This window comes from Bacillus sp. FSL W8-0102, assembly GCF_038007225.1.
Lineage (GTDB): Bacteria > Bacillota > Bacilli > Bacillales > DSM-4216 > Bacillus_O > Bacillus_O smithii.
In genome coordinates, this window is record NZ_JBBOWT010000001.1 from 1,285,656 (window position 1) to 1,309,282 (window position 23,627).

At 41.8% G+C, this 23,627-nt stretch carries 26 protein-coding genes; 25 read left to right on the forward strand and 1 reads right to left on the reverse strand.

The window, feature by feature from the left end; genetic code table 11:
- Positions 1–25: 25 nt before the first annotated feature.
- The gene (locus N1I87_RS06235) at positions 26–922 is read right to left on the reverse strand and encodes a DUF1385 domain-containing protein (RefSeq protein WP_270583238.1); all 897 of its coding nucleotides are present in this window, start codon (positions 920–922) and stop codon (positions 26–28) included.
- Between the two features lie 357 nt (positions 923–1,279).
- On the opposite strand from N1I87_RS06235, the gene N1I87_RS06240 reads away from it, so the two are divergent.
- The 25 genes from N1I87_RS06240 (at position 1,280) to spoIVB (ending at position 23,624) form a co-directional block, all read left to right on the forward strand.
- Positions 1,280–1,855, forward strand: coding sequence for a YqhR family membrane protein (locus tag N1I87_RS06240; protein WP_328202013.1), 576 nt, complete (start codon positions 1,280–1,282; stop codon positions 1,853–1,855).
- Between the two features lie 141 nt (positions 1,856–1,996).
- Positions 1,997–2,443, forward strand: coding sequence for a type II 3-dehydroquinate dehydratase (aroQ, locus tag N1I87_RS06245; protein WP_341101060.1), 447 nt, complete (start codon positions 1,997–1,999; stop codon positions 2,441–2,443).
- A complete protein-coding gene (locus N1I87_RS06250) occupies positions 2,443–3,504 on the forward strand; it encodes a M24 family metallopeptidase (protein ID WP_341101061.1) in 1,062 nt (353 codons plus the stop codon). The genes aroQ and N1I87_RS06250 overlap by 1 nt, the downstream gene beginning before the upstream one ends.
- Positions 3,505–3,524: 20 nt before the next feature.
- The gene (efp, locus tag N1I87_RS06255) at positions 3,525–4,082 is read left to right on the forward strand and encodes an elongation factor P (RefSeq protein ID WP_003355307.1); all 558 of its coding nucleotides are present in this window, start codon (positions 3,525–3,527) and stop codon (positions 4,080–4,082) included.
- Positions 4,083–4,246: 164 nt separating this feature from the next.
- Positions 4,247–5,176 carry a stage III sporulation protein AA gene (spoIIIAA, locus tag N1I87_RS06260; protein ID WP_341101063.1) on the forward strand — a complete coding sequence of 310 codons (930 nt, stop codon included), beginning with the start codon at positions 4,247–4,249 and terminating at the stop codon, positions 5,174–5,176.
- Entirely contained in the window at positions 5,173–5,685 is a 513-nt protein-coding gene (spoIIIAB, locus tag N1I87_RS06265; RefSeq protein ID WP_341101065.1) for a stage III sporulation protein SpoIIIAB, read from the forward strand. The genes spoIIIAA and spoIIIAB overlap by 4 nt, the downstream gene beginning before the upstream one ends.
- 18 nt (positions 5,686–5,703) lie before the next feature.
- Positions 5,704–5,907: a stage III sporulation protein AC gene (spoIIIAC, locus tag N1I87_RS06270; RefSeq protein WP_003355303.1), complete on the forward strand. Its 204-nt coding sequence runs from the start codon at positions 5,704–5,706 to the stop codon at positions 5,905–5,907.
- Between the two features lie 26 nt (positions 5,908–5,933).
- Positions 5,934–6,317: a stage III sporulation protein AD gene (gene spoIIIAD, locus N1I87_RS06275; protein WP_340402347.1), complete on the forward strand. Its 384-nt coding sequence runs from the start codon at positions 5,934–5,936 to the stop codon at positions 6,315–6,317.
- Positions 6,318–6,447: 130 nt separating this feature from the next.
- Positions 6,448–7,641, forward strand: a complete 1,194-nt coding sequence (spoIIIAE, locus tag N1I87_RS06280) for a stage III sporulation protein AE (protein ID WP_341101067.1) — start codon at positions 6,448–6,450, stop codon at positions 7,639–7,641.
- A 9-nt stretch (positions 7,642–7,650) separates the two neighbouring features.
- Positions 7,651–8,268 carry a stage III sporulation protein AF gene (spoIIIAF, locus tag N1I87_RS06285; RefSeq protein WP_003355300.1) on the forward strand — a complete coding sequence of 206 codons (618 nt, stop codon included), beginning with the start codon at positions 7,651–7,653 and terminating at the stop codon, positions 8,266–8,268.
- Positions 8,252–8,896, forward strand: coding sequence for a stage III sporulation protein AG (gene spoIIIAG, locus N1I87_RS06290; protein WP_445285683.1), 645 nt, complete (start codon positions 8,252–8,254; stop codon positions 8,894–8,896). The genes spoIIIAF and spoIIIAG overlap by 17 nt, the downstream gene beginning before the upstream one ends.
- Positions 8,897–8,913: 17 nt before the next feature.
- Complete coding sequence (locus N1I87_RS06295) at positions 8,914–9,474, forward strand: SpoIIIAH-like family protein (protein ID WP_048623662.1); 561 nt, start codon at positions 8,914–8,916, stop codon at positions 9,472–9,474.
- A 580-nt stretch (positions 9,475–10,054) separates the two neighbouring features.
- The gene (gene accB, locus N1I87_RS06300; RefSeq protein ID WP_341101071.1) at positions 10,055–10,564 is read left to right on the forward strand and encodes an acetyl-CoA carboxylase biotin carboxyl carrier protein; all 510 of its coding nucleotides are present in this window, start codon (positions 10,055–10,057) and stop codon (positions 10,562–10,564) included.
- Positions 10,565–10,576: 12 nt separating this feature from the next.
- Positions 10,577–11,929 carry an acetyl-CoA carboxylase biotin carboxylase subunit gene (gene accC, locus N1I87_RS06305; protein ID WP_341101072.1) on the forward strand — a complete coding sequence of 451 codons (1,353 nt, stop codon included), beginning with the start codon at positions 10,577–10,579 and terminating at the stop codon, positions 11,927–11,929.
- 20 nt (positions 11,930–11,949) lie between these two features.
- A complete protein-coding gene (locus tag N1I87_RS06310; RefSeq protein WP_003355295.1) occupies positions 11,950–12,360 on the forward strand; it encodes an Asp23/Gls24 family envelope stress response protein in 411 nt (136 codons plus the stop codon).
- 221 nt (positions 12,361–12,581) lie between these two features.
- On the forward strand, positions 12,582–12,977 hold the full coding sequence (gene nusB / locus N1I87_RS06315; RefSeq protein ID WP_048623660.1) for a transcription antitermination factor NusB: 396 nt from the start codon (positions 12,582–12,584) through the stop codon (positions 12,975–12,977).
- Between the two features lie 13 nt (positions 12,978–12,990).
- A complete protein-coding gene (gene folD, locus N1I87_RS06320) occupies positions 12,991–13,857 on the forward strand; it encodes a bifunctional methylenetetrahydrofolate dehydrogenase/methenyltetrahydrofolate cyclohydrolase FolD (protein ID WP_327796997.1) in 867 nt (288 codons plus the stop codon).
- Between the two features lie 115 nt (positions 13,858–13,972).
- Complete coding sequence (xseA, locus tag N1I87_RS06325; protein WP_327824004.1) at positions 13,973–15,328, forward strand: exodeoxyribonuclease VII large subunit; 1,356 nt, start codon at positions 13,973–13,975, stop codon at positions 15,326–15,328.
- Entirely contained in the window at positions 15,318–15,548 is a 231-nt protein-coding gene (gene xseB / locus N1I87_RS06330; protein ID WP_003355290.1) for an exodeoxyribonuclease VII small subunit, read from the forward strand. Before xseA ends, xseB begins: the two co-directional genes overlap by 11 nt.
- A 6-nt stretch (positions 15,549–15,554) precedes the next feature.
- Entirely contained in the window at positions 15,555–16,442 is an 888-nt protein-coding gene (locus N1I87_RS06335; RefSeq protein ID WP_340395946.1) for a polyprenyl synthetase family protein, read from the forward strand.
- A 581-nt stretch (positions 16,443–17,023) separates the two neighbouring features.
- Positions 17,024–18,916 (forward strand): 1-deoxy-D-xylulose-5-phosphate synthase, encoded by a 1,893-nt coding sequence (gene dxs / locus N1I87_RS06340; RefSeq protein WP_341101073.1) that lies wholly within the window; start codon positions 17,024–17,026, stop codon positions 18,914–18,916.
- 2 nt (positions 18,917–18,918) lie between these two features.
- A complete protein-coding gene (locus tag N1I87_RS06345; RefSeq protein WP_003355287.1) occupies positions 18,919–19,767 on the forward strand; it encodes a TlyA family RNA methyltransferase in 849 nt (282 codons plus the stop codon).
- Positions 19,768–20,062: 295 nt separating this feature from the next.
- Positions 20,063–20,512 (forward strand): transcriptional regulator AhrC/ArgR, encoded by a 450-nt coding sequence (gene ahrC, locus N1I87_RS06350; protein WP_040341761.1) that lies wholly within the window; start codon positions 20,063–20,065, stop codon positions 20,510–20,512.
- Positions 20,513–20,534: 22 nt separating this feature from the next.
- The gene (recN, locus tag N1I87_RS06355; RefSeq protein WP_341029937.1) at positions 20,535–22,226 is read left to right on the forward strand and encodes a DNA repair protein RecN; all 1,692 of its coding nucleotides are present in this window, start codon (positions 20,535–20,537) and stop codon (positions 22,224–22,226) included.
- Positions 22,227–22,334: 108 nt separating this feature from the next.
- Positions 22,335–23,624, forward strand: coding sequence for a SpoIVB peptidase (spoIVB, locus tag N1I87_RS06360; protein WP_341101075.1), 1,290 nt, complete (start codon positions 22,335–22,337; stop codon positions 23,622–23,624).
- Positions 23,625–23,627 lie beyond the last annotated feature (3 nt).

A 23,627-nucleotide genomic window follows, 5' to 3' on the forward strand; every position in this document is an offset into this window, starting at 1 on the left:
TGTCGATGGATGATCTATTGATAGTTTAGACAATTTTCTGTTCTTTTAATCTTTTTTCTTCCATCATTTCCAAACGGAGTAGTTCGTTAAAGGAAGCGATGGCCACTTCTACTTGATCATCACTCGGTTCTTTTGTCGTCAGCAATTGAAGCCATAAGCCAGGATAGCCTAAATATTTTAATATCGGCACTGTTCGCAGTTTGTTGGTGATCTGCAGCATTTCAAAAGACAGACCCAGCACAACAGGTATCAGAGCAATCCGGTTTACTACTCTCAGCCAAAGAGGGTGAACCGGAACAAACATATATACAAATATTCCGACAATGACGGTAAAAAGAAGAAAACTGCTGCCGCAGCGATAATGCAAGCGCGACTGAGATTGAACATTTTCAACGGTTAAATCGAGACCATTTTCAAAGGCATTGATCACTTTATGCTCTGCTCCGTGATATTGCAACACTTTTTTTACAAGGGGAGTCAACGAAATAAAATGAATATATGCTAGAAGCAGTAGAAGTTTAAACATACCTTCTATGAAAATTTGAGTCAAATCTCCGGGAAAAATGGGACGGGTGAATTCTGCCAAAAACACGGGCACAAGGGTGAAGACAAATTTGGCAAACAGAAAAGACAGAATACCGACGATCGCTGCATTTAAGGCCATCGTCCATTTTTTTGTTTCTTTTTTTGGAGCTTCATCATCCATGTCTTTTTCCCAATTGGATTCATACAGATCGGAAGAAAATTGAAGATGTTTTGAGCCGGTGGTGGTTGCGATGATGATGGCCGCGATCCCCCGCAGCAATGGGATGTGTTTGATTTTTTGAAAGATCGGTTTTTGTTCTCGAGAAAGGCGGTAAAACTCCATTTCACCGTCTTTTTTCCTGACAGCGGTGACCGTAAAGTGTCTACCCCCAAACATCACTCCTTCGATTACGGCTTGGCCTCCATATAAAGGCTTTGTTTGTTTCAATGGAATCCCTCGCTCATCGTAAACTTTTATTATCCCTATTTTAACTTTCTTTTCTGAATAAGGAAAGGTCTGCACGAAAGGACGAAAAAGTTTTTTTAGATAGGGCATATTAAAAGAGGACTTCAATAGAAGAGGCTTCGTGGTGAAGGAGGAAATAGCTTTGGTCTTGAATCATGCGTGTTTAGGAACTTCACGATGATAAATAATCCTTCCAACGACTTACAGATAGGTTAGCGAATTCATTTTGGTCATTTTTCACAAAATATCAAAGGGAATATGTCAGATGCAAGTCAGGAGAGAATCTTTATGATGAAGCGATATGTTCACGTCAAGAACCGTCAGATGGAGGTGGGCAACATGGACGGAAATGAAAACGGAAAGAATCAATCAGAACACAGTCAGCAAACGATGTCAATGTTTGCATATGTGGCCGTTACAGGCTTTTTTGGAGGATTGTTATGGAGTTTTGTGGCTTATTTTGCCTACTGGTTTCATTTTACCACGATTGAACCGAACGTTTTGCTGGAACCGTTTACTGTAGGAAAATGGCGGGAAACATGGATTGGTTTTTTCATGACATTGTTCGCTTATGGAATCGTTTCGATCCTTGCGGCCTTTATCTACTATCTTTGTTTCAAAAAAGTAAAATCTATGTGGATGGGAGTAGGGTATGGGATTGCCTTGTTTTTGGTTGTCATATTTATTTTCAATCCGATTTTTCCCGGCATAAAACATTGGAAACACATTTCTTTTCATACTTATGTGACAAGTCTTTGTCTCTATTCGCTTTATGGCTTATTTGTCGGATTTTCCATTTCTTATCAATATGGAGAAGTATATGGTCAATATTATAAAAAGCTTCAAAAACAAGAAAATAAATAATAGGTCATAGTTAAAAGCTTCCTGTTTATTATACGCTCTCCCCCAACGGAAAAGTACGGTCTTTCCGAGAAGGCTAATGAAAGATATGGGATATTTGTGATAAAATGTTTTAAAGAAATCTTTTTCAATAAGGTGGTCGCTGTGCATATACTTTTATTAAACGGCCCGAACTTAAATCGTTTAGGAAAACGAGAACCGGCGATTTATGGAACCGAAACATTGGATTCCATCGAGAAAAGAGTTCGGGAAAAAGGAAAAGAGTTTGGAGCAGAGGTGGTTTGTTTCCAATCTAGCTATGAAGGGGCCCTGATTGACCGCATTCATCAAGCAGAAGACGAAGGGATAGAAGGCGTCATTTTCAATCCAGGGGCTTTTACGCATTACAGCTATGCGCTAAGAGATGCAATAGCTTCCGTTCAAGTCCCGGTGATAGAAGTTCATTTGTCAAACATACATCGACGTGAATCCTTTCGACACCATTCTGTCATCGCTCCCGAAGCCATTGGTCAAATTGTCGGATTGGGGGCACTGGGTTATGAGTTGGCGCTTCAAGCCATTATTCAGTACATACAGGGGAGAGAATCTTAATGGAAAAAATCAAAAGACTTCGTGAACAATTTGCTCAAGCCGGTATTGATGGGATGCTAGTGACAAGCCCCTTTAATCGACGCTATATGACAAATTTCACCGGAACGAGCGGAGTAGCGCTTATTTCTGAGTTAAAAGCTTTATTTATTACTGATTTTCGCTACGTGGAACAAGCTGGGAATCAGGCAAAAGGATATGAAATTGTCCAACATGCCGTTCCCATTCATGAAGAAGTGGCGAAACAGGCTGAAAAGCTAGGCATTCAAAAATTAGGCTTTGAAAAAGATCACTTAACCTTTTCCAATTATCAAGACTATCAGAAAGCTTTTAAAGGCGAGCTAGTTCCTGTCGGTGATATCATCGAAAACTTGCGCTTGATTAAGAGCGAATCAGAGATTAAGATATTAAAGGAAGCTGCCGATATTGCCGATGCTGCGTTTAAACATATTTTGGACTTTATCAAACCGGGAATCACTGAGCTTGAAGTCGCCAATGAACTCGAGTTCTTTATGAGAAAGTGCGGGGCAACTTCTTCTTCGTTTGATACGATCGTTGCTTCAGGAAAAAGATCCGCTTTGCCACACGGAGTGGCCAGCGATAAAATCATCGAAAAAGGGGACTTAGTCACTCTTGACTACGGAGCCCTTTACAAAGGATATGTGTCCGATATCACTCGCACGGTTGCCGTTGGCGAGCCTTCCGACGATTTGAAAAACATTTATCAAATTGTTCTCGAGGCTCAATTGTTGGCGGTGGAAAAAATCAAACCGGGAATGACCGGGAAAGAAGCAGACGCGATTGCGAGAAACTACATAGCAGAAAAAGGTTTCGGCGATCGATTTGGCCATTCTCTTGGTCATGGAATTGGATTGGAAGTTCATGAAAAGCCTTTATTGTCTATGCGTTCGGATATTGTGCTGCAGCCGGGAATGGTTGTAACGGTTGAACCGGGGATCTATGTGCCCGGCCTTGGCGGAGTACGCATTGAAGACGATACGATTATCACAAGCAGCGGCAATGAAACGATCACACATTCAACAAAAGAATTGATTATTTTGTAAATTACAGGAGGAAGCCATACATGATTTCAGTAAATGATTTTCGAACAGGTTTGACGATTGAAGTTGATGGAGAAATTTGGCGCGTACTGGATTTCCAGCACGTGAAACCGGGTAAAGGAGCGGCATTTGTTCGTTCGAAGCTGCGCAATTTGCGTACAGGCGCCATTCAAGAAAAAACGTTTCGCGCCGGCGAAAAAGTAGAAAGAGCACAAATTGATAATCGAAAAATGCAATACTTGTATGCAAACGGCGATCAACACGTTTTCATGGATAATGAAACATACGAACAAATCGAATTAAGCAGCTCCCAAATCGAGTACGAATTAAAATTCTTAAAAGAAAATATGGAAGTTTTCATTATGATGTATCAAGGAGAAACAATCGGTGTGGAACTTCCGAATACAGTGGAATTGACGGTCGTGGAAACGGAACCAGGAGTTAAAGGAGATACAGCATCAGGCGGTACAAAACCAGCAACGCTTGAAACAGGGCTTGTCGTACAAGTTCCGTTCTTTGTAAATGAAGGCGACAAACTCGTTATTAACACATCAGATGGTTCCTACGTTTCAAGAGCGTAATCATACTACATTTTAAGTTGAAGGAAGCCAGATCAAGATCCTTTTATGGGTTTTGATCTGGCTTCTTTTTTTTCCTGCTTTTGGATTTGGGTGAAATGAAGTCATACTTCCTTCGATCGAAAATATATTTGTAGTAGAGGGGGCTTGTACTAGGAGGAATGAATGTGGAAGAAATTTTTGATTATTTGCCAAAGACAATTGCGGATGAAATGAAGCGACTGCCCGACAATTATTGGATGAAAGTGGAAGAGATCCGTATGAGAATTGGTCGTCCGCTTGAGATCGCTGTCAAGGGACGCCCCCTGTTTCTTTCTCATGTTGTCACGAAAGAGGACGGGGAAACGTTTTTGAGTAAAATAAGCCACCATTCTTTTTATACGCTGGAAGAAGAATTGAAACGGGGGTACATTACCATCGAAGGAGGGCATCGAGTGGGGCTGGCGGGAAAAGTCATCCTTGAAAATGGACAAGTCAAGGGATTGCGCCATTTGTCCTCTTTTAATATAAGAATTGCCCGGGAGATCATAGGGATTTCACGTCCTCTTATCCCTTTTTTATTTGAAAAAGGATGGAAACATACGATGATTATCGGGGCTCCCCAGACAGGAAAAACGACTCTTCTCCGTGATATCGCCAGAGTCGTTTCGACCGGTTGTGACCAATTGAATATTCCACCCTTAAAAGTAGGAATTGTCGATGAACGTTCCGAAATCGCCGGCTGTATGTTTGGGATTCCTCAGCTTTCCTTTGGACCAAGAGTGGATGTGTTGGATGCATGTCCAAAAGCGGAAGGCATGATGATGATGATTCGTTCGATGAGTCCAGATGTTTTAGTAGTAGATGAAATCGGGCGGGAAGAGGATCGGATGGCTGTGCTGGAAGCGGTCAATGCAGGGGTAAAGCTTGTCATGACGACACACGGAGATTCTCTTGAAGAGATTCAAAAACGCCCTCTTCTTGCTGATATTGTCAATCGGCAATTAATCGAAAGGTATGTGGAACTGACACGAGAAAAAGGTCCCGGTACTATTTCCGTCATTAGAGGAGAAAAAGGGCAACGGCTGTCCCGCCAAATGAGGGTGGAAAAAGGATGAAATGGATTGGTGCCATCTTGATTCTGGGGTCTGCTGTCTGGTTCGGATTCGAACAAGCAAAACAATTAGCCGATCGGACGAAGCAATTGAAAATGATGATCGCGGCGCTGCAGTCGTTGGAGGCGGAAATTATGTACGGGCATACCCCTTTGCATGAAGCAGCGAGAAAAATCGGTCATCAATTCGGATTCCCTGTATCCCAGTTGTTCCTTACTTTTGCCGAGACGATTTTATCAACAGAAATTTCAGTCGATGCAGCATGGAAAAACAGTCTCCATCTTATCAGAAATAAGGCAGCCTTTAAGCGGCCGGAATATGAAATTATAGAACAATTTGGCGGATCGTTAGGCAAACATGACCTTCTGACCCAGCAGAAGCACATTCTTCTGACCCTTGCCCATTTGCAAAGAGAAGAGGAAGAAGCGCGGGAAAATCAAAAAAAATACGAAAAAATGTACAAAAGTTTAAGCATTTTAGTAGGGCTGCTTTTGGTCCTTTTGCTTTTCTAAAACCAGGGGGAATCGTACATGGGGATAGATGTGGATATTATTTTTAAAATCGCCGGTGTCGGACTCGTTGTCGCCTTCTTGCATACGATTTTGGACCAAGTAGGAAAAAAAGAGTATGCCCAGTGGGTTACATTATTTGGATTTATCTATATTTTGTTTGTTGTTGCCACCATCGTTGGGGATTTGTTTGAAAAAATCAAATCTGTATTTTTGTTTCAGTAGAAAAGGGGGAGAGGAAGATTGACATAATCAAAATTGCGGGGATCGCGCTTATTACAGTATTTTTAACTCTCCTCTTAAAAGAACAAAAGCCCAATTTTGCTGTGTTGCTTGTTCTATTTGTCAGTGTTGGAATTTTTTTGTTTTTAATCGATCAAATTCAATCCATTATTCAAATGATTCGTGAAATTGCTTCCAAAACAGACATCAACATGGTGTATGTGGAGACGATTTTGAAAATTATCGGGATCGCCTATATTGCCGAACTGGCTTCTCAGATATCAAAGGATGCGGGACTTTCGTCTCTGGCATCAAAGGTTGAATTAGCAGGAAAAATCTTGATATTGGCCATGGCTGTTCCTATTATATCAGTCCTGCTCGAGACGATTATTTCTTTAATTCCGGCAAAATAAATCAATATTCATCGTCGACCATTACTCAAGAGGAAAAACTTCATCCGACTTTTAACCTGAATGCGTTATCCGGGACTTTTGTTCCGGTCGAGGAAAGCAGGACAGAGCCCTTTTAGGATGGTGAAAAAGATTGCGTGTCTATTCAATGCTTTTCGTCTTCGCTCTCTATTCTTTTGCCTTTTCTGGAACTGTTGTCCATGCGGAAGGTTCTTCGGATTCTCGTGAACACCCTTCCCAAAAGGAAATGGTGCAAACCCAGCTGGAAAACCTAGGGGTAGATGAGCTGATGCAATATTGGAAAGAAGTAGTCAATGAATATGGCGGATATCTTCCTGAATCTCAAACAGGATCCCTTATGGATTATTTAAAAGGCGAAAAGCAGTTTTCCATCCAAGCATGGTTTTCAGCCATAGTCAAATTTTCTATTCAAGAAGTATTAAAGAGTGGAAAACTTTTGGGATCGTTGATCGTGCTCACTGTTTTATGCGCCCTTCTGCAATCGCTTCAAAATGCTTTTGAGCAGGGGACCGTCAGCAAAGTGGCGTATGCCGTTGTTTTTATGGTGCTGATTGTCATTGCATTGAATAGTTTTCACATTGCCATTCAATATTCAAAAGAATCGATTGAACGGATGACTCATTTTTCATTGGCTCTTATTCCTTTGCTTCTTGCGCTTATTGCTGCATCGGGGGGAGCTGTTTCCGCTGCCTTTTTCCATCCCGTTATGATCTTTTTAATGAATACGAGCGGGTTGTTTATTCAAAACATTGTGTTTCCCCTGCTTTTTCTATCTGTCGTGGTCAGCATGGTCAGTTTGTTTTCAAAGGAGTATAAAGCCACTCAGCTTGCCTCCTTGTTAAGAAATTGGAGCATCGGCCTTTTAGGGATTTTGATGGCCGTTTTTCTGGGAGTCGTTTCCGTTCAAGGGACTGCCACCGCTGTGACGGATGGCTTGGCGGTGAGGACTGCGAAATTTGTAACGGGTAATTTTGTCCCTGTTATCGGACGGATGCTCACAGAAACGGCCGATACCGTTATCAGCGCCTCCGTGTTGTTAAAAAATACGGTCGGTATAGCCGGTATGGCGATCATACTCATTATTGCCGCTTTTCCGGCTGTAAAAATTTTGCTCATTGCCTTGATCTATAAGGTAGCCGCCGCTGTTTTGCAGCCGATTGGAGCAGGTCCCGTCATAACTTGCTTAGATATTATGAGCAAAAGCATTCTTTATGTCTTTGCCGCTTTGGCGATTGTTTCCATCATGTTTTTTCTCTGTATTACGATAATTGTGACAGCCGGAAATATCACGATGATGATGCGCTAGGAGGTTGACATGGATTTTTTTTCGAAATGGATTGCCAACATCATTCTTTTGCTTTTATTTGCTGTCACCATCGAAATGCTGCTTCCCTCTTCGACCTATCAAAAATATCTGAAAATCATCGTTGGACTTATTTTAATCGTTGTCCTGTTAACGCCGCTGCTCTCGGTGTTTTCCGGCCAATTCCAGCAAGAAATCGTTTCGGCGATCAAAACGAGCGGCGGAGAAACCTGGGAAGCAGAAAATCAATTGAATCAAAAGAAAAATGAAATACAAGCGTCTCAGCGTGAATATATTTTAAAACAGATGGCTGTCCAATTAAAACATTCGGTGGAAAAGGAGCTGATGAAGAAGTACAAAAAAGAAATTGTGGATATTCAAGTGGAAATGAAAGATCAACATGGGTATAAGCAGGAGGATATAAATAAAATCAAGGTGGTTTTAAAAGACGCAAAAGACGGAATGACAGAATCTGTTCAAGAGGTCAATATCGACATTCACGATTCTCGAAGTTCAAAGCCGCATGAAGAAGAGAAAAAAATCGCTGCTTTTTTAGCCAAACAGTGGGGAGAGGATCCGGAAAAAATCGTGGTACTGGATGAAGAGGGGACGGATGGGCATGGATTCTAAAAACAGTTCTGATAAAAAATGGCTCCCGCTAAAACTAGGCGATGGGGAGAACGATAAGAAAAAGAACAAATTGCTGTTTTTGGTGGTCGCTGCCGTTATTGGAGCCGCCTTGATGGCCGCAAGTGATATGTGGAACAAGAAAAATCAGGCAGTTACGACAACTGTGCAGCCCCCTTCGCAAAAAGATGTGGAAACCTTTGCGACAGATAAGAAAACAAAGCCGAAAAACATCCAAGATTACGAAACTCAATATGAAAATCAACTAAAAGAAGCACTTGATGAAATGCTGGGCGTCAATAATGTCACGGTTGTCGTAAATGTAGAAGCAACAGAAAAAAAAGTATTGGAAAAAAACACGAAAACCCAAAAGCAAACGACGGAAGAAAAGGATAAACAAGGAGGGAAAAGAACCATTCAAGATGAAACAAAAGAAGAAAACGTGGTGATGGTCCAAAAAGGTGAAACGGATGAACCGCTCGTCGTAGAAACGATGAAACCGAAAATACGCGGGGTTCTAGTTGTAGCGGAAGGAGCAGAAAACATTGAAGTCAAAAAATGGATTATTGAAGCGGTTACGAGGGTATTGGATGTTCCTAGCTACAGAGTGGCCGTAATGCCTAAAAAATAGAAGGAGGATTCTGAAAAATGCTTTTAAAAAAACAGACTGTATGGCTATTAACCATGCTTAGCCTAGTTGTGGTGCTATCGGTATATTACATTACTTCTCCCGAACAGCCGAAAAACGGCGGCGAATTGGCAGAACAAAAACAAACCAATCCAGCAGCGGATGAATCGGCAAAAGATAAATCGGCCAAAAACCATAATGTGGAAGTTATTACGAAATCTGCGGGGGATGAAGCATTCGAAGCTCTGCGTCTGGAAATTCAAGATGAACGCAGCAAATTGCGGGAAGAGCTGACCAACAAATTAGCTTCTTCTGATTTGTCTCCTGAAGAAAAAAACAAAGCCTATGATGAGATGGAAAAGCTGACGGAAATGGCGACAAAAGAAAATGTTCTTGAAACGCTGATCAAATCGAAAGGATATAAAGATGCGCTGGTTCGCGATGACGGAAAGCAAATATTAATTACAGTAAAATCGAATGAACATTCCGCTAAAGATGCGAACGAGATCATTCACCTTGTTGAAAAAGAAATGGATAATCAATATTTGCCAATTGCCGTGGAATTCCAGCCTTCTAAATAGCGTATAAGAACAGTCTATAGGAATGGAAAACGGCGGACGATAAATCAGTGATATTTCTCAATAGATTTTGAGAGAGGGTATGAGGTTTCACTCACCTGATTCATCTATCTTTGCTTATGAACTTGTTTTTCGGATTGTATGAAAAAGACCTCAAAGCGAGGGATGAAGAAGGAATTTCATTGAAGCCAAAAGGGATTCAAACAACAAATGTTTTCTGAATATTCCGTGTTATGGAATGGAGCCTTGTCATTCATTTTGAGACAAGGTTTTATTTGTGGGCTGAATGATTTTTCAACGTATTTCTGGTTTTCAAAGAGTGGGACTTGATCGTCTTACGAAAAAAAGTATATGAATTTTTTCTTTTTCGAAAAGCAGGATTGTCATTTGTTTTGGCGAAAACTGAAAAAGTCCGGGAGGAAGAAAAACAATCCTGATCTTTATTATTGCATGAAAAATAGCTAAAATAGGGATATTCATGGAAACATGAATAAAGCTGTTCTTGTCTTTTCACAAATTCTTATCGTATGATGTTATTAATTAGGCTTATTATTTAGTCATTATTTAGGAAAGGGTGCTAAAAATGAAAGTCCAAGAAATTAGGGAGCTAATTAAGCTTGTCGATCAATCAAGCATTGACGAGTTTGTATATGAAGAAGACGGCGCTAAAATCCAAATGAAAAAGCGTGCCGGTGTTACATATGTACAGCAAGAGCCTGTTTCTGTTCAACCTGCAGCATCTCTGCAGCCTGTTGCCGGCCAAGTAGCGGCGCCAAAAGAACAGGTGGCTTTGGAAAAAGCTTCGACAGAGACGGCACAAGAGAAAACAGAAACATCCAATACGGACTCAGCATTACATAAAATTACATCTCCAATGGTCGGAACGTTTTATCAATCTCCGTCTCCAGACGCTGATCCTTACGTAAAAGTAGGATCAAAAGTACAGAAGAATACAGTGGTTTGCATTATAGAAGCCATGAAGTTATTTAATGAAATAGAGGCAGAAGTAGATGGAGAAATTGTGGAAGTGCTAGTAAAAGACGGACAATTGGTGGAATATGGGCAACCGTTGTTTCTAGTGAAAACAGAATAAGGAGAGATCGGCATGATAAAAAAACTACTGGTTGCGAACCGTGGGGAAATTGCGGTCCGAATTATTCGCGCTTGTCGGGAATTAGGTATAGAGACCGTCGCCATTTATTCGGAAGCAGATAAAGAAGCGCTCCATGTCCAGCTTGCGGATGAAGCTTATTGCGTTGGTCCGAAGACATCAAAAGAAAGCTATTTGAACATGACGAATATCATCAGCGTAGCCACCTTGACTAACTGTGATGCGATTCACCCTGGATATGGATTTTTGTCGGAAAACGCCGATTTCGCAGAATTATGCCGTGAATGCAATATCACGTTTGTTGGCCCTTCACCGGAAGCCATTTCTAAAATGGGAACGAAAGACGTAGCGAGAGAAACGATGAAAAAAGCCGGTGTTCCAATCGTTCCGGGATCTCATGGGATTATCAAAAACATCGATGAAGCCCTATCACTGGCTGAGGAAATTGGCTATCCTGTGATTATAAAAGCGACCGCAGGCGGTGGCGGAAAAGGCATTCGCGTTGCCAGAAATCCACAGGATCTGGAAAAAGGAATCAATATTACTCAACAAGAAGCGGCTACTGCTTTTGGCAACCCCGGTGTATACATCGAAAAATACATTGAAGATTTCCGACATGTAGAAATCCAAATTTTGGCGGACCAATACGGCAACGTCATTCATTTAGGTGAACGGGATTGTTCGATACAAAGACGTCTGCAAAAATTGTTAGAAGAATCTCCATCACCTGCTTTAGACGGTGAAATTCGAAAAGAAATGGGAGAAGCGGCCGTGAAAGCGGCAAAGGCGGTTGATTATACGGGAGCCGGTACGATAGAATTTATTTATGATTATCGTAACCGCCAATTTTATTTCATGGAAATGAATACCCGGATTCAAGTGGAGCATCCTGTAACAGAACTGGTTACTGGCGTTGATCTTGTGAAAGAACAAATTCGTATCGCTTCTGGAGAACAACTTTCCCTTAAACAAGAAGACGTGACTTTTCATGGATGGGCGATTGAATGCCGTATCAATGCAGAGAATCTTGAGAAAAATTTCATGCCTTCCCCGGGCAGAATCCAAATGTATTTGCCGCCGGGAGGGCTTGGAGTTCGTGTGGATTCCGCTGCGTATCCAGGCTATATGATTCCTCCTTATTACGATTCTATGATCGCCAAATTAATTGCTTACGGCGATACCCGCGAAGAAGCGATCGCCCGGATGAAACGTGCTTTAAGCGAGTTTGTCATTGATGGTGTTCATACAACCATTCCGTTTCATTTGAAATTATTAGCGCATGAAAAGTTCGTGGAAGGAGACTTTAATACAAAGTTTCTTGAGATGTATGATGTGATGAACACATAATATGCCCGGAGGTGCAGAAAATGGTTGAAAATAACCAACTGTTGGAAATGAACAATGATGAAAATGAGCTGGGGAAAATAGAGATTGCGCCTGAAGTCATTGAAGTGATTGCCGGAATTGCCGCTTCTGAAGTAGAGGGCGTTGCTCAAATGCGCGGAAGTTTTGCGTCGGGTGTAGCGGAACGTTTAGGACGGAAAAACCATGGGAAAGGTGTAAAAGTAGAGTTGACAGACGAAAGCATGAAGGTGGACGTCTATTGTGTCGTCCATTTTGGCATCTCCATCCCGTCTGTAGCTCAAAAAGTTCAAGACAGTATTCGCCAGGCGCTGCTCAATATGACATCGCTTGAGGCTGATGAAGTAAATGTCCATATTGTAGGAGTACAATTTGAAACGAAAACGAATGACGGCGAAATTGAACAAGAAGTGTAAAAATAGCTGACCCCATGCCGAGGATCATGTCCCTCCTCATCTTTGTCTGAATAAAGACAACAATTCTTGAGTGATAAGGAGGGGCGGGTCTTTTTGGGTCGGCCTCTTTTTGTACGTGCCGTTATGCAAATGGTTGCTTAATTGGTCGGAACTTCTTTTCTCATTTTTGATTGTCTTGATATAATACCAGCAAGAAATACATAAAAAGAAGGAGAGCACGAATGAACAGAAGAGAAGCGCGCGAAAAAAGTCTGCAAGCGTTATATCAGATCGATGTAAGCGGTGCGGATCCAGCGGAAGCTATCCGAAATGTAGTCCCTGAAGAAGTGGACGACAGTTATGTGCATCAATGTGTACTCGGTACATATGAACATCTGGATGAAATAGATGGCTGCATTAAACAGCATTTGGAAAATTGGTCATTTGACCGCTTGGCAAAAGTCGACCGCAATATTTTAAGATTGGCTGTCTACGAAATGAAATATCGGGAAGATGTTCCTGCCAATGTGGCAATCAATGAGGCTGTAGAAATCGGCAAACGATTTGGAGACGAACGTTCAGGAAAATTTATTAACGGTGTTTTATCAAGAATTAAAAAGTCGCTAGAGAATAAATAGGAGGCGAAAAGCATTGGCAGGCAAACTAATTGATGGGAAAGCAGCGGCAAAGGAAATTCGTGAAGAAATAAAAAAAGAAGTGGATGAATTAAAAGCGCAAGGTGTTGTTCCGGGTCTTGCCGTGATACTGGTCGGAGATGATCCCGCATCCCATACGTATGTAAGGAATAAAGAAAAAGGCTGTAAGGAAGTAGGCATTCATTCGGAAATTTATAAATACCCTGCTGCCATTTCGGAAGCCGAGCTGCTCGATAAAATCCGCGAATTGAATGAGGATAAGCGAATTCATGGCATTCTTGTTCAGCTGCCGCTTCCTGGTCACATTTCCGAATCAAAAGTCATTGACACGATTTCTCCAGAAAAAGATGTCGATGGGTTTCATCCGGTGAACGTTGGGAAAATGGTAATAGGAAAAGAAGGGTTTTTGCCGTGTACCCCATATGGCATTATGAAACTGCTGGAAAGGGAACAGATCGATTTGCAAGGAAAACGGGCAGTTGTCATTGGGCGGAGCAACATTGTTGGAAAGCCTGCCGGACTTTTATTACTTCAGCGTAATGCGACTGTCACTTATTGTCATTCTAAAACAGAAGATCTTTCGTATCATACGAAACAAGCCGATATCATCATAGCGGCAGTTGGAAAAGCGAAATTTTTAAAAGCAGAAGATGTGAAAGAAGGGGCTGTCATCGTTGATGTCGGTATGAACCGCGACGAAAACGGAAAGCTTTGCGGGGACGTTGACTTTGAATCCGTTCGAGAAAAAGCAAGCTTCATTACTCCTGTGCCTGGTGGAGTTGGACCGATGACGATTACGATGTTGCTTTACAATACGGTTCAATCAGCCAAAAGAATGGTAAAAGATCGCATTTCCAATTGATTCATAGTACAATAATAAAAAAGAAGGCTGCCTTCCAGCGATTGGCGTGGAATGCAGCTTTTCTTATGACATTCCGGCAGCCGTAGCCGGGAAAAAGACGAAAAGGTGATTTTTTATGAATCAGCCAGCGTATTTAACGGTGAAGGCATTAACGAAATATCTCAAAAGAAAATTCGATGCGGATCCGTACCTTCGAAACGTCATGGTAAAAGGTGAAATTTCCAATTTCAAACAGCATACGAGCGGACATATGTATTTTACGTTAAAGGACGACCAGGCGAGAATTTTGGCCGTGATGTTTTCCACGATGAATAGACGATTAAAATTTCAACCTGAAAATGGCATGCAAGTGTTAGTTAAAGGGGAAATCACGGTTTATGAAGCGAGCGGCCAGTATCAAATTTATGTCAAGGAAATGCAGCCGGACGGGATTGGCGAATTGTTTCTGGCCTTTGAACAATTGAAAGAAAAATTGGAAAAAGAAGGCCTCTTTCGTCAGGAAATAAAGAAAAAAATCCCGTCATTTCCTGCGGCTGTTGGAGTCGTTACTTCTCCGACAGGAGCCGCCATTCGTGATATTATAACGACTATTAAAAGACGATTTCCCATCACTAAAGTATATGTTTATCCGGCGCTTGTTCAAGGAGAAAATGCCGCTAGTTCTGTGGCGAAAGCCATTGCTGAAGCGAATCGCAATGAAGAGATTGATGTCCTGATCGTTGGGCGCGGCGGTGGATCGATCGAAGAGCTATGGGCATTCAATGAAGAAGTGGTGGCCAGAGCCATTCACCATTCCCGCATCCCGGTTATATCCGCCGTCGGACATGAAACGGATTTCACCATCGCGGATTTCGTTGCCGATATGAGAGCGCCGACGCCAACGGGAGCCGCTGAATTGGCCGTACCGCAAATAGAGGACGTATTGGAGAAAGTGTTGACGAAAAAAATGCGCTTGATTCGGGCCGTTTCCGAAAAGGTAAATAGAGAACGAAAACGTTATGAAGCGGTGAAGGATTCTTATGTTTTGCGCAATCCGGCATCGATATACGTTCAGAAAATGGAGAAAGTGGACAGGCTGACGGAAAAATTAATAAGGGAACAGAGATTTCAGTTTCATCGTTTGCAAGATTATTATTCTTATTTGAGCAAACAACTATTCAAACATCATCCGGGAAAACGAATTCAACTAGCTTCAGAAAATGTAGAACATCAGCAGCTTGAGCTTCACAAACAAATGGTTCGCTATTTGAATGAGCATAAGAAAAAGCTGGGAAATACTTTATCGGTTTTTAGCGCCCTCAATCCTATGAAAATTATGGAAAGAGGTTATGGCGTTGTGTTTTCGGAAGATCAAACGGTCATCAAAAGCACCGAACAAGTGGATCGAGGAGACAATATTCAAATCCGTCTTTCAGACGGTCAATTGGATTGCCGAGTAACGGAAGTAAGGAGGGATCATAATGGCAATTGAGCAGGAACTATCATTTGAACAAGCGATGGAACAATTGGAGGACATTGTGAGAAAGCTGGAAGAAGGAAATGTTCCGTTGGAAGAAGCGATTTCAATCTATAAAAAAGGTATGGAACTTTCTAAGCTTTGCCATGATAAATTGCAAGATGCGGAAGAACAGGTAGCAAAGCTCATGACTGAAGAAGGCGAAAGAGAATTTCGCATTCAAGAGGAGGAGTAGAAGACATTGTCCAAATCTACGTTGGCCGATTTTATGAAAGAATACAAACAAAAAATAGAACAGAAATTAAGATTTTATATTTCCTCTTTGGACTCTCCTCCCGTTTTAAAAGAAGCAATGGATTATTCTTTACAGGCGGGCGGAAAAAGAATACGTCCGGTTCTTTTATTTGCTGCTATTAACAGTTTTGGGAAAGACCCTGAAAGGGGAATGGATGCAGCAGCCGCTCTCGAAATGATTCATACTTATTCTTTAATCCATGATGACTTGCCAAGTATGGATGATGACGATTTGCGCCGCGGAAAACCGACGAACCATAAAGTTTACGGAGAGGCAAACGCTATTTTGGCAGGAGATGCGCTATTGACGTACGCTTTTCAAATTATCGCTCAATCACCTGACTTGTATGAAAAAGAAAAAGTGGCTATCATAGAGCAATTGGCTAAAGCGGCGGGACCGGAAGGAATGGTAGCAGGGCAAGTCGCAGATATGGAAGGTGAAAAAAAAGCTCTTACTTTAGAGGAACTAGAAGCCGTTCATAGAAATAAAACCGGGCGATTGATTGCCTTTAGCGTAAGAGCCGGGGCTTTGATCGGCGGGGCAACGGAAGCAGAATTGGCTATTTTCGAAAAATATGCCTACCACATCGGAATTGCGTTTCAAATTCAAGATGATATATTGGACATAGTCGGCTCAGAAGAAAAACTCGGAAAAAGAGTCGGAAGTGATATAGCGAACCACAAAAATACGTATCCGGCTTTATTAACCGTTAGAGGGGCGAGAGAAAAATTAAAAGAACATGTCGATCAAGCGATAGAAGAGTTGAACCGTTTAGACATTGAGACAGCTCTTTTAAAAGATATTGCCCTAATGATTGCCACCAGGGACAGCTAATGACGTGAAATTTCCATCATCGGGAGTGTTTGCATCCTTCTCTGATGAGTCGAACCAATCGGGTATATCCGGTTAGTCTACATTGTTTTTCAATGGAGATTCGAGTCTCTGGATAAAGGGTTACACTATCTCTCAAAATGGTTTGTGGGGTCATTCGTTTTGTGATATGATCAAATACAAAGTGACATTGGCGTCATCGAGATGCTGTTTATTCGCTCAGGTTCCAGTCATATCAATCAATAGAGGCACTGCCGAAAAATGAAGTTTCTCATACGCAAAAAAGCGGATAAGGCTTAGTGGACGGAAGTTTTAGGAAAAGACGGCAGCTGAAAAGCCCGATTTGAATATCGGGATGATGCGGACGTTTAAGCGGTCGAAGAAAAGAGCTGCTGTCATAAAGGTGTGAGCGTTTTTGCCCAACGTCCTTGTGCTTTCCGTTCGATGTATTGAGATTTATTGCATTGAGTTTTTGAGGCAAGTGCTCCTAAACAAATGGCTTCTTCCAATGTTTAGGAAACGGTCTTAATGCCTGTTTAAGCAGAATCATTGAAATCTGAACAGAATGAAAGCGAGTGATCCTCTTGGATCTATTATCAATAAAAGACCCTTCTTTTTTACGAAATTTAAGCATACAAGACTTAGAAGCATTAAGTGCTGATATACGTCAATTCCTGATCGAAAAACTTTCTAAAACAGGCGGGCATATCGGACCCAATCTCGGGGTAGTGGAGTTAACCATTGCGCTCCATCGTTGTTTTCAAAGTCCACAGGACAAAATTCTATGGGACGTCGGCCACCAGTCTTATGTCCATAAAATTTTGACGGGACGCGCCGATCAATTTGATACGCTTCGCCAATATAAAGGCCTCTCTGGTTTTCCAAAGCATTCTGAAAGTGAACATGATGTTTGGGAAACGGGCCATAGCTCCACTTCGTTATCTGCAGCGATGGGAATGGCCATTGCCAGAGATTTAAAAAATGAATCGTCTTATATTGTACCCGTTATTGGAGACGGAGCGTTAACAGGAGGAATGGCATTAGAGGCGCTGAATCATATTGGTCACGAAAAAAAAGACATGATCGTCGTCTTAAATGACAATGAAATGTCGATCGCTCCAAATGTAGGCGCTCTTCACAGTATGTTGGGCAGATTGCGAACAGCGGGGAAATATAATCGAGTGAAGGACGAATTAGAACAATTATTGAAAAAAATCCCGGCTGTAGGCGGAAAGATTGCCCAAACGGCTGAGAGGTTAAAAGACAGCTTGAAATATTTGGTTGTCAATGGCGTTTTTTTTGAAGAACTCGGATTCAAATATTTCGGGCCGATTAACGGCCACGATTTTCATGAATTGATTGAAAATATTCAGTATGCCAAAAAAACAAAGGGACCTGTGCTTCTTCACGTCATTACGAAAAAAGGGAAAGGGTACCAGCCTGCCGAGTCGGACAGAAAAGGAACATGGCATGGAACCGGACCATATAAGATTGAAACTGGGGATATCATCAAACCGGTAGATGCTCCTCCGGCTTGGAGTGCAGTGGTCAGTGAAACCGTCCGAAAATTGGCCAGAACGGACAAACGAATTGTGGCGATTACTCCGGCGATGCCGGTCGGATCGAAATTGCTTGGGTTTGCCGAAGAATTCCCGGATCGGATGTTTGATGTTGGAATTGCAGAGCAGCATGCAGCCACGATGGCCGCCGGTTTGGCTACACAAGGCATGAAACCTTATTTAGCTATATATTCCACCTTTTTGCAAAGAGCATATGACCAGGTAGTTCATGATATATGCCGTCCTAATTTGAATGTGTTCATTGGTATTGACCGCGCCGGACTTGTGGGCGCAGACGGGGAAACGCATCAAGGCGTCTTTGATATTGCCTTTTTAAGGAGCTTGCCTAATCTTGTTTTAATGATGCCAAAGGACGAAAATGAAGGCCAAAACATGGTGTATACCGCGTTGCAATATGATGATGGCCCCATTGCGATGAGATTCCCCCGCGGAAACGGGCTAGGCGTACCAATGGACGAGGAATTTACAGCCATTCCGATTGGAACATGGGAAGTGTTGAAAGAGGGCAAAGATGCGGCTATTCTTACTTTTGGCACAACCATTCCTATGGCATTGGAGGCAGCGAAAGAATTGGAGAAGCAGGGGCAGTCTGTCAAAGTGGTCAATGCCCGCTTTATTAAGCCGCTTGATGAAGAGATGCTGCTCTCGATTTTAAAGGAAAACATCCCTATTCTCACGATCGAAGAAGCGGTTCTTCAAGGGGGATTTGGAAGCGCGGTGATGGAATTTGCCCACGACCGTGGTTTCCACCATACCGTCATTGAACGCATGGGAATACCGGACCGTTTTATTGAACATGGCAGTGTCAACAAGTTGCTGGAAGAAATGGATCTTACTTTTGAACATGCAGTGAAGATTCTTCATTCCATCATTCCAGAAAAAAAGAAAAGGGCTTGATTATGAAAGTAAAAAAACAGCGACTAGATGTGCTACTTGTGGAAAGAGGATTAATAGAGACAAGAGAAAAAGCAAAAAGAGCAATCATGGCGGGAACCGTTTTCTCCAACGAGACTAGGCTTGAAAAACCGGGAGACAAGGTTCCGGAGGACATTCCTTTAGAAATAAAGGGAAATCCGTTGCCATATGTTAGCCGTGGGGGTTTAAAGCTAGAAAAAGCATTAAAAGAATTTGATGTGGATATAAAAGGAAAAATTTTATTGGATATCGGAGCTTCTACTGGAGGATTTACGGATTGTGCTCTTCAAAACGGAGCAAAAATGTCGTATGCATTGGATGTCGGATATAATCAATTAGCATGGAAATTGAGAAAAGATGAACGCGTAGTGGTCATGGAACGTACTAATTTTCGCTATGTACAGCCGGAAAATTTTACAAAAGGCTTGCCTAATTTTGCTACCATTGATGTTTCATTTATCTCATTGCGATTGATTTTTCCGGTGTTGAAAAAAGTGCTGGTGCCTTCCAGTGATTGCATTGCCTTAATTAAACCGCAGTTTGAAGCGGGAAGGGAACAAGTAGGAAAAAAAGGAATCGTTCGTGATCCTCGCGTTCATCAAGAAGTAATCGAACAAACAATCGATTTTGCTGCCAAAGAAGGATATATAGTCAAAAATTTATCGTACTCTCCCATTACAGGAGGAGACGGAAATATTGAATTTTTGCTCCATCTTTTTTGGCCGGGAGAGAGCCGATCGATCGAGCAGGAGGATCAAAAATATCCTTTTTCGATTGAATCGATCGTAAAAGAAGCTCATGAGCAGTTCAAAAAATCAAAAGATCCATCTTAAAAACAGGAGACGGACGGAATTGCCTTGCTTCCGGGAGGCGGCCGGGTCTCCTTTTCAATGTAATGGCGGCTCTTTAATGGTAGGCCGTTTTTCTTTTTGTTTTCGCATATTTGTTTTACACAATAGGAGACACAATAGGAGATACTACAATACAGATTCTCGGCATCGGCTTTTGAAAAGAACGCGGCAGACCCGGATGCCCGGGCGAAGAACTATGACTATACTTCCTCGTTTATTTAATATATGATAAATGTATAAACAAGCATGTTTATACAAAGTTTATGGGGTGTTATACATGAATAAAGGACAACGCCATATTAAAATTCGCGAATTTATTGCACATCATGATATTGAGACTCAAGACGAGCTTGTTGAATATTTGCGAAAAGCAGGATTTAATGTTACACAGGCGACTGTTTCCAGAGATATAAAAGAATTGCACCTTGTCAAAGTGCCATTGCCGGATGGCAGATACAAATACAGTCTTCCGGCTGATCAGCGTTTTAATCCGTTGCAAAAATTGAAAAGAGCTTTGCTTGACGCTTTTGTCAGCATTGATTCCGCAGGGCATTTCGTGGTGTTGAAAACGCTCCCCGGCAATGCTCATGCTGTAGGAGCTCTGCTTGATAATTTAGATTGGGAAGAAATTTTGGGAACCATCTGCGGCGACGACACTTGCTTAATTATTTGCAGAGAACCGGAACATACAGAATTGCTGAAAAAACGATTTCTGGAAATGCTGTAATAACAGGTTTGGAGGGATGTAATTGCTGCAAGAACTATCCATCCACAATTTTGCCATTATCGATGAACTTTCCCTCTCCCTCGATAAAGGATTGACGGTTTTAACCGGTGAAACAGGGGCCGGTAAATCGATTATTATTGATGCTATTTCGCTGTTGATAGGCGGAAGAGGTTCTGCTGAGTTTGTCCGGCACGGAGAAAAAAAGGCAGAAATTGAAGGGTTGTTTTTGCTGGATAATCCCGATCATCCTTGTTATCAAAAAGCAGAGGAATTGGGAATTGACATTGAAGATGGAATGATTGTCCTTCGCCGGGAGATTTCGACTTCTGGAAAAAGTGTCTGCCGAATTAATGGGAAGCTGGTCACGATATCCATTTTGAGGGAGATTGGCGCCTCCCTCGTCGATATTCATGGTCAGCATGAGCATCAAGAACTGTTAAATCCCGCTCTCCATTTGCAATTGCTGGACGAATTTGCAGGCAAAGAATTGGAGAAAGCCAAGATGAGCTATCAAGAGCTGTATGAGCAATACGTAAAAACGAAACAAAGAATTAGCCAATTAAGCGAGAATGAACAAGAGATGGCTCATCGACTCGATCTCATTCAATTCCAACTGAATGAAATTCAAAGCGCTGACTTGCAGCTGAATGAAGATGAAAAGCTGCTGAATGAAAAACGAAAACTTTCCAATTATGAAAAGTTATATGAAGCCATTACGACAAGCTACGATGGCCTGCAAGGGGAAGGAAAAGGACTCGATTGGGTCGGCCTTGTCATGAGCTATTTAGAGACAGCTGCTGAACTGGATAGTGAATACGAACCCGTTTATAAAAATGTGTCAAACGCTTATTATATGCTGGAAGACGCTGCAAGGCAAATCAGCGGAGAAATGGATACGATCGAATTTGATCCTAACAGATTAAATGAAATTGAAGCCCGATTGAATGAAATCAATCTTCTGAAAAGAAAATACGGACAAAGCATTGAAGAGATTTTAGAGTACGGGGCCAAAATAGAAGAAGAGATCGAAACTTTAACCCATAAAGAAACCAGGCTCGAGGATTTGGAAAAAAAATTAGCGTCCATCAAACAAGATCTGTTATTGGAAGCGAAAAACTTGAGCAATTTGCGCAAAAAATGGGCAGAAACACTGACTGAAGCGATTCACCACGAATTAAAACAGCTTTATATGGACAAGACTGTATTTGAAATTCGATTCCTACCTGTGGAAGAAGACACATTCCATAAAGACGGGATCGATCAAGTGGAATTTTATATTTCAACCAATCCTGGCGAACCCTTGAAACCTTTAGCAAAAGTGGCTTCTGGAGGAGAATTGTCGCGGATTATGCTGGCGTTGAAAACGATTTTCTCCAGCCACCAAGGGGTTACTTCCATCATATTTGATGAAGTGGATACAGGGGTTAGCGGCCGCGTCGCACAGGCGATCGGCGAAAAAATTTATCAAGTATCTGTTCAATCCCAAGTTCTGTGCATTTCTCATCTGCCGCAGGTCGCGGCCATGGCGGACACTCATTTATATATTTCCAAAGAGACCGACAAAGGACGGACTAGAACGTCTGTCAAACCGTTGGAATATGAAGAAAAAGTAAAAGAGATCGGCCGGATGATTTCGGGAGTAGAAATGACCACTTTGACGAAGCAGCATGCAAAGGAACTGCTTGACTTGGCCAAATCCATTAAACAAGTTTGAAAAGCTATCCTAAATTGGATAGCTTTTTGCTGTTTACACAGTTATAAATCCATTCCGGAAAGGTCAAATTAAAAGTGTAGCCTAATAAGAAGCGAGGAGAGTGAAAAGATGAGTTTGGATCGTCTAAGGAAAATAATTGGTGGAATTCTCCTTGTTTCTTTGATCATGGCTTTGGTGTGTCAGCCTGTTGAAAAATACATGTCCATACCAAAATCGATATCTTTGCCAGAAGAAGAACAAATTTCTTTCGGCAAATCTCAAGCAGTGAGTGCATTTGCTTCTTCAAAGGACCATGTTGATGTTCATAATCGAAAAAGTGCGTTTTCTATAAAAGGAAAGGATATAGGAAAAGAAGAAGTATTGCTGGAATATGCAGGATTTCCAATGAAAAAAGTGGATATACGAGTAGTCAAAAACATTAAAATCATACCCGGCGGCCAATCGATAGGGGTAAAATTAAATTCGCTAGGCGTCCTCGTCGTAGGTCATCACTTGGTAGATTCTGCATCTGGGAAAAAATCACCTGGTGAGGAAGCCGGCATTCGAGTCGGTGACATTATAACGGAAATCAATGGTCACCCCGTAGAAAAATTAAACGATATTTCTCGATTAATAAAGCATGCCGGCATTGAAAAAAAGCCGCTGGAAGTCATAGTGATAAGAGATAACCAAAAAATCAAAACAAAACTTCTTCCACTAAAAGACAAAAACGAAAATACCTACAAACTGGGGCTTTATATCCGAGATTCAGCAGCAGGAATCGGTACGATGACCTTTTATGATCCAAAAACAAAAAAATATGGCGCTTTGGGTCATGTCATTTCCGATATGGATACAAAAAAACCGATCCTTGTTCATGATGGCAATATTGTACGATCGACCGTGACTTCTATTGAAAAAGGACGTCATGGCGATCCTGGAGAAAAGTTAGCCCAGTTTTCAGAAGATCGCCAAACGATCGGCGATATTCGCAAAAACAGCTCATTTGGCATTTTCGGCAAATTAAATCAAAATATCTCGAATGGAGTATTAAACAAGCCGATGCCAGTGGCTTTATCTTATCAAGTAAAAGAAGGACCGGCTAAAATATTGACGGTTTTAAATGGTGAAAAAGTGGAGTCTTATGATATTGAAATTGTCAGCACGATTCCGCAAAAATATCCCGCTACCAAAGGAATGGTGATCAAAATAACCGACCCGAGACTACTCGATAAAACAGGCGGAATTGTTCAAGGGATGAGCGGGAGCCCCATTATACAAGATGGAAAAATTGTGGGTGCCGTAACCCATGTTTTTGTCAACGATCCAACTTCCGGCTATGGCGTTCACATTGAATGGATGTTGCATGAAGCGGGGATCGATATTTACGGAAATAAAAATAAAAAAGCAGCAAGTTAAAAA